Source organism: Paenibacillus sp. Y301 (assembly GCF_059445505.1).
The window spans coordinates 236,905-252,562 of the sequence record NZ_JCAIUL010000006.1; the positions used below are offsets into that span (position 1 = coordinate 236,905).

General features: G+C 40.7%; 15 protein-coding genes and 2 pseudogenes. 4 read left to right on the plus strand and 13 right to left on the minus strand.

The window, feature by feature from the left end:
• Positions 1 to 10: 10 nt before the first annotated feature.
• The 5 genes and pseudogenes from AC1D69_RS13010 to AC1D69_RS13030 form a co-directional block, all read right to left on the minus strand.
• Positions 11 to 808 carry a DUF4097 family beta strand repeat-containing protein gene (locus AC1D69_RS13010; protein ID WP_495456583.1) on the minus strand — a complete coding sequence of 266 codons (798 nt, stop codon included), beginning with the start codon at positions 806 to 808 and terminating at the stop codon, positions 11 to 13.
• Complete coding sequence (locus AC1D69_RS13015) at positions 801 to 1,355, minus strand: DUF1700 domain-containing protein (protein WP_495456584.1); 555 nt, start codon at positions 1,353 to 1,355, stop codon at positions 801 to 803. Before AC1D69_RS13015 ends, AC1D69_RS13010 begins: the two co-directional genes overlap by 8 nt.
• The gene (locus AC1D69_RS13020; RefSeq protein ID WP_495456585.1) at positions 1,352 to 1,672 is read right to left on the minus strand and encodes a PadR family transcriptional regulator; all 321 of its coding nucleotides are present in this window, start codon (positions 1,670 to 1,672) and stop codon (positions 1,352 to 1,354) included. Before AC1D69_RS13020 ends, AC1D69_RS13015 begins: the two co-directional genes overlap by 4 nt.
• Positions 1,673 to 1,824: 152 nt before the next feature.
• The gene (locus tag AC1D69_RS13025; RefSeq protein ID WP_495456586.1) at positions 1,825 to 2,394 is read right to left on the minus strand and encodes a YdeI/OmpD-associated family protein; all 570 of its coding nucleotides are present in this window, start codon (positions 2,392 to 2,394) and stop codon (positions 1,825 to 1,827) included.
• A gap of 110 nt (positions 2,395 to 2,504) precedes the next feature.
• Positions 2,505 to 2,651, minus strand: a pseudogene (locus AC1D69_RS13030) (VOC family protein); the annotation flags it as partial.
• A 1,133-nt stretch (positions 2,652 to 3,784) separates the two neighbouring features.
• Between AC1D69_RS13030 and AC1D69_RS13035 the strand changes: the two are divergent.
• The 3 genes and pseudogenes from AC1D69_RS13035 to AC1D69_RS13045 all read left to right on the plus strand — a co-directional run bounded on the left by AC1D69_RS13035 (position 3,785) and on the right by AC1D69_RS13045 (position 6,716).
• Positions 3,785 to 4,663 (plus strand): annotated as a pseudogene (locus AC1D69_RS13035) (transposase).
• 58 nt (positions 4,664 to 4,721) lie between these two features.
• Positions 4,722 to 6,413, plus strand: a complete 1,692-nt coding sequence (locus tag AC1D69_RS13040) for a methyl-accepting chemotaxis protein (RefSeq protein WP_495456587.1) — start codon at positions 4,722 to 4,724, stop codon at positions 6,411 to 6,413.
• Between the two features lie 9 nt (positions 6,414 to 6,422).
• Positions 6,423 to 6,716 (plus strand): transposase, encoded by a 294-nt coding sequence (locus AC1D69_RS13045; protein ID WP_495456654.1) that lies wholly within the window; start codon positions 6,423 to 6,425, stop codon positions 6,714 to 6,716.
• 325 nt (positions 6,717 to 7,041) lie between these two features.
• Here AC1D69_RS13045 and AC1D69_RS13050 read toward each other — a convergent pair whose 3' ends face one another.
• The 7 genes from AC1D69_RS13050 to AC1D69_RS13080 form a co-directional block, all read right to left on the minus strand.
• Positions 7,042 to 8,391, minus strand: coding sequence for a VanZ family protein (locus AC1D69_RS13050; RefSeq protein WP_495456588.1), 1,350 nt, complete (start codon positions 8,389 to 8,391; stop codon positions 7,042 to 7,044).
• Between the two features lie 31 nt (positions 8,392 to 8,422).
• A complete protein-coding gene (locus AC1D69_RS13055) occupies positions 8,423 to 9,544 on the minus strand; it encodes a HAMP domain-containing sensor histidine kinase (protein WP_495456589.1) in 1,122 nt (373 codons plus the stop codon).
• A gap of 5 nt (positions 9,545 to 9,549) precedes the next feature.
• On the minus strand, positions 9,550 to 10,221 hold the full coding sequence (locus tag AC1D69_RS13060) for a response regulator transcription factor (RefSeq protein WP_495456590.1): 672 nt from the start codon (positions 10,219 to 10,221) through the stop codon (positions 9,550 to 9,552).
• Positions 10,222 to 10,636: 415 nt separating this feature from the next.
• Positions 10,637 to 11,116: a 23S rRNA (pseudouridine(1915)-N(3))-methyltransferase RlmH gene (gene rlmH, locus AC1D69_RS13065; RefSeq protein WP_458632808.1), complete on the minus strand. Its 480-nt coding sequence runs from the start codon at positions 11,114 to 11,116 to the stop codon at positions 10,637 to 10,639.
• Between the two features lie 343 nt (positions 11,117 to 11,459).
• Positions 11,460 to 11,789 carry a hypothetical protein gene (locus AC1D69_RS13070; RefSeq protein ID WP_495456591.1) on the minus strand — a complete coding sequence of 110 codons (330 nt, stop codon included), beginning with the start codon at positions 11,787 to 11,789 and terminating at the stop codon, positions 11,460 to 11,462.
• A gap of 45 nt (positions 11,790 to 11,834) precedes the next feature.
• Complete coding sequence (locus AC1D69_RS13075) at positions 11,835 to 12,002, minus strand: CxxH/CxxC protein (RefSeq protein WP_495456592.1); 168 nt, start codon at positions 12,000 to 12,002, stop codon at positions 11,835 to 11,837.
• Positions 12,003 to 12,101: 99 nt separating this feature from the next.
• Complete coding sequence (locus AC1D69_RS13080; protein ID WP_495456593.1) at positions 12,102 to 13,340, minus strand: S1C family serine protease; 1,239 nt, start codon at positions 13,338 to 13,340, stop codon at positions 12,102 to 12,104.
• A 459-nt stretch (positions 13,341 to 13,799) separates the two neighbouring features.
• Between AC1D69_RS13080 and AC1D69_RS13085 the strand changes: the two genes are divergently transcribed.
• Entirely contained in the window at positions 13,800 to 13,985 is a 186-nt protein-coding gene (locus tag AC1D69_RS13085; protein ID WP_495456655.1) for a hypothetical protein, read from the plus strand.
• Between the two features lie 157 nt (positions 13,986 to 14,142).
• On the opposite strand, the gene AC1D69_RS13090 is transcribed toward AC1D69_RS13085, so the two are convergent.
• On the minus strand, positions 14,143 to 15,513 hold the full coding sequence (locus AC1D69_RS13090; protein WP_495456594.1) for an ABC transporter substrate-binding protein: 1,371 nt from the start codon (positions 15,511 to 15,513) through the stop codon (positions 14,143 to 14,145).
• Positions 15,514 to 15,658 lie beyond the last annotated feature (145 nt).

Genomic DNA, 15,658 nt, shown 5'->3' on the forward strand with positions numbered 1-15,658 from the left:
AGGAGATATTTTAGTTTTGTTTGATCACTTCAATATTGCCGTTATTCGATTCTATATCCACTAGATTTTCTCCTTTTCCAATGACCGCATCCCCCTTATATTTATTTATAATATTTATTTTACCGTTGTTAGATGAAACCTTAAAGGCGGTATTAGTCGGTTCTTTATCCGTTATAATCGTAACTTTGCCATTGTCGCTCTCTAATTGAATGTTCCGATCTAAGTCCTTTGTAGTGATTGTTATTTTACCATTATTTGAAGAACCCTTGATATTTCCTTCCACATCATTAAGATCCACTCTACCGTTTGCACTTTTCAAGTCAATGTTTTCTGCTACGATCTTCTCTAACTCAATATGACTATTATCCGTTTCCACTTTCAGATTCTTTATTTTTAGCTCAGACATGTTCGTTTTCCCATTTTTATTATCGACGATAAAGGAATCATATGACTTTTGCGGGACATATACGTAGTATAACTTAGATGATCGAATGTTAAATCCAATGCTGAAGGTACTGTGTTCTTTTAATCTAATGGTAAGCTTATTTCCGTCCACTTCGGCAGTGAAATCCAACTTAGAAACATCTATACCTTTTGTTACAAGCTCTACTGTAGTCTCTGTATCCGAAGTCGGAAGAACTTCTACAGTTGCATTGTCCGCTTGAATCTGAACCTCTTTCACCATATCGGAGTTTACCGTTTTCTCTGTCGTGATTTCTTCCCGATTGGTTTGGGAAAACGTAATGAAACTGCCTATACCGCCAATTAATAATAGAAGCACCGCAAGGATTGATAATTTTTTACTCATGCTTCAAACCACCCTTCACAACAGTAATGTTAAATTTCAAATAGCGAATAAATCCTTTAGTTAAAGCTTTTGTGGCTACGAGCATCCCCATCGCTATAAATATGCCAATCCCACAAAGAGCAAGTGAGAAGAACAAATCAGATAATATAAATTGACTCATAAATAGATTAATAACAACAGCGAGTGGTGAAAGAATGAATGCTACAGATACTAACCATCCGGATACTGCCACACATAACAGTACACAAAAGGGTGCGAGGACAATTAAGATATTAAAAAATCCCAACCCAATCAAAGACCAGACTGCACGGAAAATGTTTCCGGCAGAAGTTGTTTGTTCAACCTTATCAAAATGGTAGGAGGCGAGTAGCTCCTTAGCAATTTGTTTCGGGTTCCCAAGGGATGCTGAGATTTCTTGCTCTAACTTTCCCTGTTCCATCCCTATTGCGAAGTACTCTTCGTAATCTTGAAGAATATCTTGTCTTTCCTCTTTAGAAAGCCTTTTTAGAGAAGCTTCCAACTGCATTAAAAATTGTCCTTTATTCATTTGCGTACACCTTCCTCGATTAATTGATTGACTCCATTAGCAAATTCATTCCACTCTGTCAACAATTCGTGAAGGTATACCCGCCCTTTATCAGTCAACTTGTAATACTTACGCGGTGGTCCTTCTGATGATTCTTGTAAATATGTCGTAAAGTACTCTTCCTTCGTCAATCTTCGTAATAGTGGATAAACCGACCCTTCCGATATTTCAATCTGATCCGAAATCCTCTGAACTAGCTCGTAGCCATATCGGTCTTGCTTATCAAGTAATACAAGCACGCATAACTCCAAGACGCCTTTCTTAAATTGTACATTCAATGCACGAACACTCCTTTCTGGTAAGCTTAGGTACTATTCAATGAACAGTACTGAGCATCAACCAATACATCCTTTTTTAACAATTTACCACATGCTACTGTTTATTGCAAGGTACTGTAATTGTCGGATAGCCTCTTTCCTCGCTTAAGGAATTAATCATCTAGCAGACGACCATTATCGTTCCATTGTCCGTACATTTTATTATCTCTCGTGTTTGTTATGAATTTGTCTAATCTGCTTTTAAATAATTCTGGTTGATTCTTATAGCTTTGTATCGTGTCGATCCGAACTCTCTTATATAGATCTGGAAATCCCATGAAGTTCTCATGGACTTGCTTATCCTCTTTTAGCCTTTGCTCTATGACTTGATCTATCCTGAAAGAATTGTGATCCATATCAGGAAGAACCCTTCTACCCTCGTCTCTCATGAGCCCTGACTGTTCGAGGCGGCGAACACGTTCTTTATTTAATTCTGTCCATGAACTTTTTTTACTTCTAGGAGATAGTCTCTGAGCCAGCTCCTTATCGGAAATTTTCTTTTTGACTCCATCAATCCAACCAAAGCACAACGCTTCCTCGACCGCATCCAAATATAACAATATATCCGGGGTGGGCATCATACTAACCAAGACCCAGCAAGAATGTTCACTCTTACCATTGTTCTGCAACCAAATCCTTAATTCTTCTCGCGATTTCACGGGTATTAAATTATTAATATCCATAGATAGAATACATGATCCTTTCTAACTGAGGGCCAATAATACGATCCCACAGCCTGAATTAGTAAACAAAAAAATGGTCTTTGACTGCAAGACCATTTTTTTAAAATAAGTTACTGTTTGTTGGAAAGGACCTGATCCAAGAACTTATCAGCGTCACTATTGAACTTCCAACCCACACCAAACTTATCAACCAACATTCCGAAGCAAGATGACCAAGGCACTTCTGATAGCGGCATGGTAACATAGCCACCCAGTGATTTCTTAAATTATCCTAAATGATTTTTTTGACTATCCAATTAGCTCAAAAACGGCCGTTTTTGCAGCCATCTCACTAAGTCGATGAGATCGAAAAGAATCGCATAAAACAACTCGGAGAAAGACTTCGATACCGAGACAGCCTCAGGCAAACTCAACATCCAGATGCTTGGCGTAATCGCTGAATTCCAGAGAAATACCATCGTGGAAAGTGGTCGCGGCAAGGACTCAATCCTGAGGATCAATCACATAGAGGCAGAACTCGTGCGGAAAATCTTCCGGATGTACGGGACCCTAATACAGACCATAGTGAAGCGGATAGCCGTACAGCAAGGTCAAAAGCTTCAAGGCATTGAACTGGAATTCGACGAGACGCTCGGACAGTGTCTCGTCGTCGCTCATGATAGATCACTTATAGGAGACTCTTTGATCTTAGGTTTGCTTCTAATCTCAAATCGTGTTAACTCTTCCTCTGGTATACTAATCCTCTTTTTCTTCAAAAGCTGATCCTACTTGTCATAGACAAACGCACTAGAGGGATTCGTTCTTTTACTATAAAGATGATAACTTTTAGCCGAAGTATTTTCAACTTTTATGTTATCGCTTTTATAAACAAAGTGTCTTGAAGTGCTTATCAGCCAGTCATAAGCTTGATCGTGAGACTCGAAAGTCCAAACGATTTGGAGATTCCCGCTTATCGCAGGAATCCCCCTATTTTAAAGGGTAGAAAAAAGTTTGGAAAAACGAGACTGTTCAGATATGGAATGTTGTTGTAACATAGAATTACGCACCTTTCTTTTTGGCATGGTTGGTCGTACTTCCATGATACCAAACAAGAAGGGTGTTTTCTGTCAAGATGGGCACATTTATTGGATTTGTTCTTACTAGCTCTAGGTATTAGATTGATTTTCTAGGTGCGAAAGTTGAGTTATTTAATATATAATACAAACATTTACCTTTTACAACCATACAAAAGAAGGATAAGCCATCTTGTCTAAATCTAAAAGTTTTATTGATAAAAAGGGGTTCAAAACCAAAACCAGTGCTTGACGAAATAACCTAAGGTTGAAAATGGAAAAACATCTGCGAATCCTGTAATGTTGTAAGTCCTACCCAACAACAAAGGAATAAGCAGATGCAGACTAATTATATCAATGAAATGCTCAATATACCAGAACTAGAGATCCAACAGATTTTGCGGATAAGCGCAGATGAAATTCATATAGAAGCTTCGCCAGTAGCCTCCAAACAATGCTGCCCAATTTGTCGCTCCGCTGAATACGTCACTCGCAAAGGAAGCAATGAAACGCGTTCCGTACGACACCTGTCCGTGTTTGAGAAGATTGTATACCTATTAGTTCCAACCATTCGTATGCAGTGTTCGCAGTGTAATGTGGGTTTTGTTTGGGTGTATGACTTTGTTGGGCCTAAAAGATGATACAGCAACCTCTTTCGAGCGCGAGCAGCCGAGCAAGCTATTGGATCAACCGCAGTACATAGCGGGATTGGTATTAGGCGTGGATATGTTATTGAAGCCTTGCAAGAGGTTCGCAAAACCATACAGAGTGAGCTTTCGCCACGGGCAAAAGCTTGACTCAAAGCCAACCACCGCCTCCTAAATCCTCAAGAGGAATCTTTATGTGTTGAAAGTAAGAAAACGCTGGAAGAACTGCTCGATTACTCTGCGCTTCTACGAAAGTGCTGGGAATGGAAAGAAGCCTTTACGACTTGGTATAACTATTCACCAAATGTCGAAGTTGCAACACTTGGATTTAACCGTTGGTGTGAACAGGGCGATAAGATCGACCATAAAGCTGTTAAAGGCAGATTGAAAACCATGCGTAATTGGCAACATGAGATCATCAATTATCATCGATGTCGATGGACGAATGCAACCGTAGAAGGTCGTCATAATCGTATCAAAGCTTATCAACGTCGTCACTACTTCACACGTAATCGTGACCGCTATAAGATGGGAATCTTAGTAGAATACAATCGTAATCGGCTTAACTAATTAATCAAGCACTGATTTCGAGGTTGAGCCTAAAAAGGTAAGGAGAAAAGGAGTAATCATGAAAATTAGTACACTTTTGAAAACAACAGCAATTATTATGAGTATTTTATTAATTTTAAGTGGATGGAGTTTATTTTCATTAATAGGCGATACGAAAAAACAAACAGACGCCTTGAAGACGGATAAAGAATTGGAAGTGTTAGCTACACAATTACAAGGAGCTTCGGACTATTTAACTAATGAAGTTCGGGCATACACGCAATTTGGTGAGCAAAAATATTATGATAATTACTGGAAAGAAGCTAATGAAACCAAAACAAGAGACATGGTAGTGGAACGACTTATAGAATTAAAATTACCTAATAAACTATTAGATTTAGTTGAACTTGCAAAGTCAAATTCCGATAATCTCATTAAATTAGAAAAGCAAGCTATGGAGACCGTAGCCAATAATGATTTAACACATGCCCGTGAACTTGTTTATGGACCTGACTACCAATTGGGAAAAGAAATTATTTCAAAACCATTAAATGAATTTAGAACACAACTACAAGAATGGACAGCTGCTAAAGTAATTGAAACCGAAAATACTGTTATTAAAAAAACGACGATTTTAATTACCTTTATGCTTTCAGTCGGCATTGCAATTATTTTTACTTTTATCCTATTATCTATAAAAATAAAACCACTTAGGGCACTTACAGAATTAGCAAAACAACTTTCTTCGGGGAATTTAAAGTTCAACTCTTTACCTGTTCGTTCAAAGGATGAAGTAGCGACTTTAACAGAATCATTTAACATCATGTCTACACAACTAAGGGAAGTCTTATTGATAGTAAATAAAACCAGTGAAAATTTAGCAACATCGTCAGAGGAATTATTAGCAGGTACAGAACAAACAAATTTCGCAACACAGCAAGTTAGCAAGGCAATTGAGGAAGTTGCTAACGGTACAAATAAACAATCTCAACATATTGAAGAAAGTACAATCGCATTAAAAGAAGTATTACAAGGCATTCAAGTGATTGCGGATTCATCTTCTGCTGTGGCAGCTTCGTCAAAGGAGACGACACTTAAATCGCAATTAGGAAAAGAGAACATTAACAAAGCAATCTATCAAATGAAAACGATTGAAGGTACGGTAAAAGAAACAGCCGAGTCTGTCCAAATATTAAGTGCACGCTCTAAAGAAATAGAGGGAATCATCACTACAATCACGAGTATTTCCCGTCAAACAAATTTACTCGCTTTAAATGCAGCTATTGAAGCAGCAAGAGCTGGGGAAAACGGTAAAGGCTTTGCTGTAGTGGCAGATGAAGTGAAAAAATTAGCAGAAGAATCCAATCGTTCGGCACAACAAATTACTGATATTATTAATTTTATTCAAAAAGATACCCTATCAGCAGTTAATCAGATGAATGCAGTTACTGAAAATGTTTTAAATGGTGTGACGATCATTGAACATACAGGAAACTCTTTTGCCGAAATATTAGAGTCTGCAGGTGATGTTTCAGGGAAGATTCAAGAAATGTCGGCTGTTTCAGCACAAATAGCTGCAAGCACGGAACAAATCGTAAACTTTTTTAATACAGTCAATTTAATAGCAAAAAATACAACAACACAAACATATAATATGTCTGCATTAGCTGAAGAACAATTAGCAACAATGGAAGAAATTGCTTCTTCAACTGAAGTACTTACACAACTCGCCCTTGAATTAAACGATCAACTAACTAAATTTCAATTATAAAGCATTGACATTACTTGGTACGATTGCAGTGCTAGCCATTCCATAGCGGAAATGGGTTTTGCACGATGGATCAAACAATGTGAACAAATCGATGATTCAGCTCTGCAAAATTGTCTGAGAACCATGAAAAACTGGCAAGAAGAATTCGGCAATTACCATCACATACGTTTCACGAATGCAACCGTAGAAGGACGAAATAACAAAATAAAAGCGTTACAGCGCAGGCATTACTTCACTCGAAATCCTCCGCATTACAAACAGCGGATTTTACTAGAGTGCAACGAGGAGTTTCTTCGATGTTAAAGGTCTTCAAGTACGCGTTTTGGTGTTGATCCATTTTTTAATAGATCTATTCATGCATTACTTAATTCTTGATTCTATCAATCATGCGAGAAATATTAAGAATGTACCTTTAGAAAGAAAAGTATGCGAAATTATTATAAATTTCGCATATTTCGCATACTTTTCTTTCGTTATATTTAATATAAAAACCGCACTTACTTATGATACGGTTCAGCATATCACATATTAGGCGAAATCGAGGTGATATGTCTGCTGTAAATTATAATGCCTGGACTATTATTCATTATTCTCGACCCCATTCTACCCTTCCGGCACGGTGTTTCATCTAGTGAAATTTGTAAATGATGATGGATTGGGCAATAAACGTATCTCCCTTTCGCATGCCAGTAATCATAACGGTCTGATCCACAGCCAAATCTTTGCGTTCCGCCGCTTCATCTCTATAGGTCATTCCATTATCCTTGGATATGCGTCGCGTGAAGGTGGTCTTCGCCGTTAACTCAATCGTTACTTTTCTTACGTTCTTACCGATCCCAGTCGACATAATGGATGCTCCGTCTTCTAGATCCTGTACTGTTGCCAGATTGAGAACAAAGCCGATATCCTGTACTTCCAATACGCTGCCGTTCACTTCTTCCAATGGGACATCTTCAGAGAGGGGTTCCTTAAGGGGAACTCCCTGAGCGGGGATATCATGAGTCAGATCCTGTTCTTCCGTTTTCGATACTTGATCGGTTTGTACTTTCATCTGGCCGCCTTCCATCTTTAGCGGGGCAGCAAAAACAATGACCTCCGGATTGCCAGTCTTCGGATCCAGCCAGAGTGTGATTGTTGCCTTTTGTTCGATCCGGCTTAGTTCATCGGGCTCAGGCCGAATCTCCGTGTAACGAAACACAGCTTTCGATTTGGAGCTTTCAATAGTACGAACATATAATTTCGTTTTCTCCGTAATCAAAGCTTCCTGCTTTTTTAAGAACGAATTCGTCGTCTCATTACTAGATAATATCCCATTATAATATTCCAGACGTTGACCGGTGATCTGAATGAGCGTCCCTTCGCCATCCGCTTCCTGTGTCGGGATGTTTTCCATTCCCACGTAGACAGCCTCGAATTTCGTTAACCCGAGTAGATTCCCGAATTCCCCTTTTGCGACAAAAAAGGCCGGAACGCTGCAAATGACGATGAGTAGGAGCACCATACCGTGAATCATCACGATGTTCTGACGAACGCTGCGGGCAATCAATCGGTAGATCGCGACGCCGACGAGACCGCCTAACGTATTGAGGATCACATCGTCAATATCCGCGCTGCCTAGCGTCAATGCATACTGTAAGCTTTCAAATAAGACGCTTAAGCTGCACGCGATAATAACGGGAATGACGACTCTTTCTCTCATCTTCCCAAATAAAGCAGGGAGTAATAACCCTAAAGGGATAAATACGACCATATTTCCGAGGATATTCGAAATTCCCCGCAACCAACCGGAAGACCGGAACATCGATTGGTAATCCTTGAAAATTTGAAAAGGAATGAAGTTATACGAGCGATATCCATGCATGTTCCCATGAACGAGATCCGTTAACGAAATGGTTTTTAACATAATAATTTTAATTAACATGGCAATATAGAGGATAAATACTATGGATAATAACCCTTTTACAATGCGTTGTTTCATTTTCTAGCACGCTCTCTTCCGCCAAAATTGATCAAGACCTTAACTGAAAGGTTGCCGTTACGCACGCCCCTCCATTTTCTCCGTTTGCAAGTTCAATATTACCGCCATGTTTCTCGCATAATACTTTGCAAATATATAGCCCGATTCCGGATTGTCCTTTTACTACCGATTTATCATAATAGAATGGTTTTGTCGCCATTTTTAATCCCTCGCTGCTAAAACCTCTACCATCATCCTGGACTTGAATCGTCAATAATGCGGCTTTCGTTCCGCACTTAACCGTAATGCTTGAGTCTGCATAGCGTGACGCGTTGGAGATCAGGTTCTCCGCGACCCGCAGAACGAGCTTGTCATCTAATGGGATAACCGATTCATCTAAATCAAACATCAATGTAAATGAAAGCCATCCCTCAGGAATAAGGATATGCAACGTGTCCTGTAATACCTCTTGCAACCTTTCCGCCTTCACATGATGGATCTGCAGACGAATGTCCTCTAACCGTTGCAAACTGCTCATGTCAACGATATATTGCTCAATTCTCGAAATGCTTCCGGATATCGATTGCAGAACCTTCTCCGTCTTCTCCGGGGTAATTTTGTGATCAGGAAAATATTCTAACAAAAAATCGCAATACCCCTTAAGCGTGGTTACGGGTGATCGCAAATCATGAGCGAAGGCAGCATTTAACCGTTTCCGCTCTTCCATCGCACGCCACATGGTTTTGTTATTCTGCAACAAGGCATGGCGCATCTCCTCGAAGGCTTGGCACACATCATTCATCTCATCTAACTTGTCGTATTGCAACGCAAAATCAAGATTATGTTGGGCAATCTCCTCCGCCCCCCGGATTAACAACGACATCGGTCGTTCCAACTTAATCCGGTAGTAAAAGCGTGCCGCCAGAAAAATAAAAAAGCAAAAAATGAGGATCGGAGCTACCCAAGCCGCGGCTTTCAGCCATTGAATTAACGATTCATCCCGTGCGGAAAAAGGGGTGGTTATCTCCAAGACTGTACCCGTGTTAATGACCGTATACTTTTGGGTGATCTCCCAGATAATCTTCGCACATACATTTTGTGCGATATAGTTCAGCACGGAGGAGATCCCTACCGCAACAGCCATGGACAAGAATAGACTTGTTTTTAGGCTCAAGTTCCCTATTCTCCCCACTGATAACCGACCCCCCAGACCGTCTCAATGCATTTTTTGTCCGTATAGGCTGAAATCTTTTTTCGTATTTTACGGATATGCTCCATGATAACAATAGGATCGCCCTCTTTGTCATATCCCCATACACACTCATAGATGCGCTCCTTGTCAAAAACTAGGCCAGCATTTAAGGAGAGAAATTCAACGATATCGAATTCCTTCTTGGCTAGGTTAACCGCATGATTATTGACTGTCACTTTTCTTTTTCCGTAATCGATAACGATTTCACCTTGGAAAATGGCGCTCTGTTTGTTCCCGTTTCGCTGTTCCCTCCGCAGATGCGCCTCCACTCTTGCACCTAACTCTTTGATGCTAAACGGTTTTTCAATATAGTCATCACCGCCCATACGAAAAGCATTGATTTTATCCCTTTCTTCTATCTTTGCCGTCAAAAAAATAATCGGACAGGAAACATAATCACGGATCTTCCTACACACTTCGAAGCCATCTAAGTCCGGCATGTTAATATCCAACAAGATAAGGTCCGGTATTTTGGACACTTTCTCCAGTGCTTGCATCCCATTATCAGCAGTAATCACGGTGTAGTTGTTCATTTCAAAGTAGTCCTTCAGGAGCAACAAAATTTCTTCATCATCGTCCACGATTAACAGCTTGTGCACCCGCCTGCCTCCTCTAAGCCACTTTCTTTTTTACTTTTCGTTTACATTTATCAGTATAACGCGTAAAACTCAATTTTTTATCAAGACAAGTACAGTTAGCTATCTGCCCCTATGCCAGCAAAACTATACGCTTTATGTCATAAGCCTGCCCCGCACCAGATTTTTCGCTGATGAACGAAATTTAAGGGTACCCATTTGGGCACCCTTAATTATTGGAAGCGAGTTTACCCGGTTTTCGTAACCATGATCGCCTTGGAATATAACACTTCGCTTGGGTTAATCAACAGGCCCCCAAACTTTCCCTCATCTAAATATAGTTCGCCGTGCCCTTGCAACTAAAATATCGTAGGTTCTATCGGTCTGGAAATTAGTGCAAAGTGTTGCAATATGCAGTTTGCCACTTGAAAATTTCGCTCTATTTATGATACGGTTCACCGCGATTAATCTTAACCGCACGGTACACCTGCTCCGTGAGTACCAGCCGCATCAGCTGATGCGGCAACGTCATGCGCCCGAAGCTAAGCTTCTGCTGGGCGCGACGCAGTACTGCATCGGAGAGCCCATGGCTCCCTCCGATGACGAACACGACATGGCTCGTCCCATAGGTGCCGAGCTTGTCGATCTCTGCGGCCAGCTCTTCCGAGCTCCATAGCTGGCCACCGATAGCGAGCGCGACTACATGCGCCTCGCTCTTAATATGCGCGAGGATACGTTCGCCCTCGCGCTCTTTTACAATAGACACCTCAGCTTCGCTCAAGGTGTCCGGTGCCTTTTCATCCGCAACCTCCACCATCTGAAACTTGATGTAAGGAGTAAGTCGCTTAGCATATTCCTGTATGCCCAAGACCAAATACTTCTCCTTCAACTTTCCCACGCCAATAATCTGAATAAACACGCTATAATCAACCTCCATAATGTATATAGCCCTATAAAAGATGCCTACCTGCATCCACTATCTATTTTTTATTATTGAATTTTTATAGAATCATTATCTTCTTTACCTCATGATTGGTTCTACATCTATACCTTATTCTTTATCCCGGTCCTAGTCTTGGTTTTAATCTTGTCTTACCTTTACCTTGATCCTAGTACTGGTCTTATCCGCTTGAACTTGCCTTTGTCTTTGCCTTTGCCTTTGTCTTTCCCTTTGCCTTTGTCTTTCCCTTTGCCTTTGTCTTTCCCTTGATCTTTATCTTTGTCTTTGCACTTGCCCTTGTCCTTGGCCTTGACCTTTGCCCTTAGATGGCTAACATGAAATCAGCCTTCACATCTTTCATACCACACCGCAGGCAGGCGCGGACTTTGCGCTCTGCCACCCACAGTGGGCGCGAAGGGAGGTGCGAGCCTTCTGGAGCGTTAAGTGGTTCAAGTGCGTACCAGCGAAGAGAACGGAATTGTTCTGGAGAAGCGATAGCGCTCGCCTTTGTGCCCGGATTTCTACCGCTATAAGCGGTATTCCAATCAAGAAATCCGGGCACAACAGCGATCGGAAGAACAATCCGTTCTCGTAGCGGACTTCGAAGCACCCTTCGTAGCACAACTTTCGCATCACTCGCACTTCCTTCCATCCCCACAAACACAAAAAGGGCGCAAAATTCACGCCCCCTCCCCTTTTATACCACCAAATACTGCGCCGCCTGCTCACACTCAATACATTTAACCGGTGGATCCCAGTCGGAGAATTCGGTTTCCTTCAGATCGACAATATCTGGTGCATCTTCATATTCATCAACGAACTTATCAATCGCTAGTTCTACATGATCTTTGCATACCACGTACATGAATGAAAGCATCCTTTCTGTCCTACACTCTGCTGTTTATTATCTATTATAACCCGAATTCTCGTATTAGACATCCATAAACCGCATTTAGTTTTGCTCTCACTCTTCTACTGGCTTATCGCTAAGTTTCAATTTAGCTACCTTCAGTTCACCTTCACGGTAGTAAGTTACACTTAGCTCGTCACCAATTTTACGTTGATCATAGAGAAACTTACGAAGTTCCATAGTTGAACTAATCGGTTCATCATCCAATTTCGTAATCACGTCATTTAGCTTCAGCCCCGCATCAAGTGCTGGACCTACTGCATCCAGTACAACAATGCCTTCTTTCACATCACTTGGTAATTTCAGATTCTTACGTTCATCCGCATCCAAGGGAGCAAAAGAATTATTTAGATCGACGGTGTATACGCCTATGTATGGACGAGTGATTTTACCTGTGAGCATCAATTCATTTACGATTTTCATGACCTGCTCCGTTGGGATAGCGAATCCAAGTCCCTCTACACCCATATCAGATATCTTCATCGTATTAATGCCAATAACCTCACCGTTCAGATCAACTAATGCTCCTCCCGAGTTACCCTCGTTAATGGCTGCATCCGTCTGAATGACCTCTTGTTCCCAATCGTAGATACCATCTTTATTCAGAGATACCGGAATGAGACGATTCGTGTAACTTACAATACCTGAGGTAAGAGTGTCACCTAGCCCTAGTGGATTCCCTATAGCAATCACCGTTTCACCTAATCGGAGTTTACTTGAGTCACCAATCTTAGCAACGGTATTAATTTTCTTTCCTTCAATAGAGAGTACCGCAATATCGTTAACTGTGTCTGTACCCACTAACTTCGCTTTGATCTTTTCACCGTCAACCGTCATCACTTCCAGTTCTTCTGCTTCAGAGATGACATGATTGTTCGTGATAATATAAGCTAGATCTTTCTCTTTTTTAAAAATCACACCTGATCCGAGACCAGACTCCTCTAAACTCAACTTATCCTTGTTATGGTCCTTGTAATTCGAAATGCTTACGACCGCAGGGCGAACCTTCGCTGCCGCTTGAATCAACCGTTCATAAGGATCATTCTCAAGCTTTAATTGTACTGCGCTCACAGCAGATGCGTGGGGAGTTGAAGAGGGTGCTCCCGTTATTACACTAAATAATACTACTGCCACCACTGAGCTAATTACCGAGCTAATTACGGATATTTGCATGGTGGACATGCCCCGCCGACGGGTTCTAGACCAGCTTACGGGGTTTGTTTTTACTTTGGTATGCTCTTTTCTCTGTCTTGACACCTTTGTCGAATAAAAATCATCTTCGAACAAACCCATAGTAAATCCTCCCCTTTGTTATTACCCTCTAAGACTAAAACGTTTCTTCATCCCAGCCAAGCCCGAATCTTGACTTTCATATATTATATATAACTCCTTTATGACCCAAAAAGTTGCATGTTTAATTTCTTTAATTTTAAATTACCACATTACCGCTTTTCTAAACAGAAAAATGGCCAATTCCACATAAAAATAACCAATTTTATGATCATGTATGACTTCAATTCGTTCTCTCAATCTCTCTAGTAACCTTTATAAATCAATAGGAATATTTTATGTTAAAAGAGACTACACTAATAATAACTCTCCCGTAAAGAATTCATAGATTAGTACTGTTCATTGTAACATACGTGTCGCTTACTACATAATATTTCACCATTAAATTTAATAGTTAAATATGGACTGATTTCCATATATATAAGAGAGGAGGCATGTATTTTGGAACGTTCAAATGTATCGATGGACATTGTCCATATGATGGCTAAGCTAGGAGATATGAAGGACGAGCATTATCGTAATATCCTTGCCATTAGTACCATCATTGAACTTCTTATAGAAAAAGGTATTCTTACTCGTGAGGAATTGGCTATAAAAGCCGACGAACTAGATCAATTTATGGCTTCATCAACCGATCACACGGTGTAATTGGTAGGTGGATTATAATAGATGTCAATGTATGCCTTGCGCGCAAAAAATGCGACCCGCCCCTCGTGAAGGGGCAGGTTGCACTTTGTTGTTTACTTTCTATCCAAACCGCTTTTTCAATCCCATTTTCTTAGACTCTTTAATGAGTTTTTCTATTCTATTTCTTTGCCTTCTGAGCCTTTGCCACTTTGTCAGCAGCAGCTTTAGTCCGAGTCTGAATAGTAGCCGTTGCTTGGTCTAATGATTTCTTTCCTTTTACTACCTGTGACAGTTCCGCCTCCATAATCATCCAGAATTCACCTTCCAAATCTTGTGATTTCTTCCCCAGTAAATGTCCTGTTATAAATTGATCGAAATTAGGTTTTAGTTTATAAAAAGCATCCAGCTTGTAGCCTGAGTACTCCTTAATCATGCGGGATAGAGGAGCCCCAATACTATTATTAGAGGTATTAGGTTTATAGTATTCGTTAGCAAAGTCATCTCCATTGAAATATTTAATGAAGTCCCAAGCCGCATTCACATTTGATGCATTTGCTGGAATAGCGAGTATGTCAGAAATATATGTATTTCCTGTTGACTTTCGATCCTTAGAATCCGCAGGGCCGGCAACCATACCAAGCGTGAAAGGTTTATAATTCTTCACACTACTTTTTGCTGCTTGCAAGGACTGCAGCGAAGAGATCGAAGATATTGCCATAGCTGATCGTCCCATAATAAAGGCGCTACCCTCCAGGTAACTTTTTTCAGAAATAGTGCTCCCATCGGTAAGCGCCCCCGACTTTATGGCTTCGACGGACAGACGATAGGCATTTTTCCACGCTTTTGTATTCGCAGTAGCCTCTAGAGTGTTCGGGTCTATGTACGTTAACCCTTCTGTTCTAGCGATATCCATGGCCAAATTACTGACACCAGAGTACCTTAAGCCCCAAATTCGGGTGTTCTTATCTCCTGTAGTAGGAAACTTACTAGCAAGCGTCAATATCTCTTCCCACGTCACTCCGTCGCTTGGTGCTTTAACATTATACTTTTTAAACAAATCCGCATTATACAGAAGCGCGTATGAGTCCGTTCTTGGGCTTAGCCCGTAAAGGTTCCCACCACCTTGTTCCTTCAATTCCTCTAGTATTCCAGGATATACGGTTGTCATGTCATACTGATCTCGCTTAATTAAGGGCTCTAAATCTGTCAGTTTTTTATTTTTAGACATTTGTTTGTAATCGGACGGAGGCAGCAAAACAAGATCTGGTGAATACTTTTTGATAGCCGCATTGTAATCTGTAATCGAACTCGTGCCTGTAGGTGCAACTACTTGAATGTTTGTATTCGGGTATTTCTCATTAAACAAATCCCCATATGTCATTTTGAAATCGCCTGCGTTCCAGTACAATACTTTTAAAGTTCGTTTCGTATCGACCTGGTTGTCCGAATTGGCATAAACTGAATTACCTGTGCTAAGACCTACCGAAGTACCGATCAACATCACACCGAGACTAGCAAGCATGACCTTCTGTAATATATTTTTCTTCAAAAATAAACCCTCCACTCATTTAATGTTCAATGATTATTAGTGTATGAACTTAGTATAGAGGAGGAAGCTTATCATCTTGCTACCCAACTTCTTATCATTTCCTTAAAAAGACGGAGACGCGTGGAAAACATAGAGCCCATTGTCA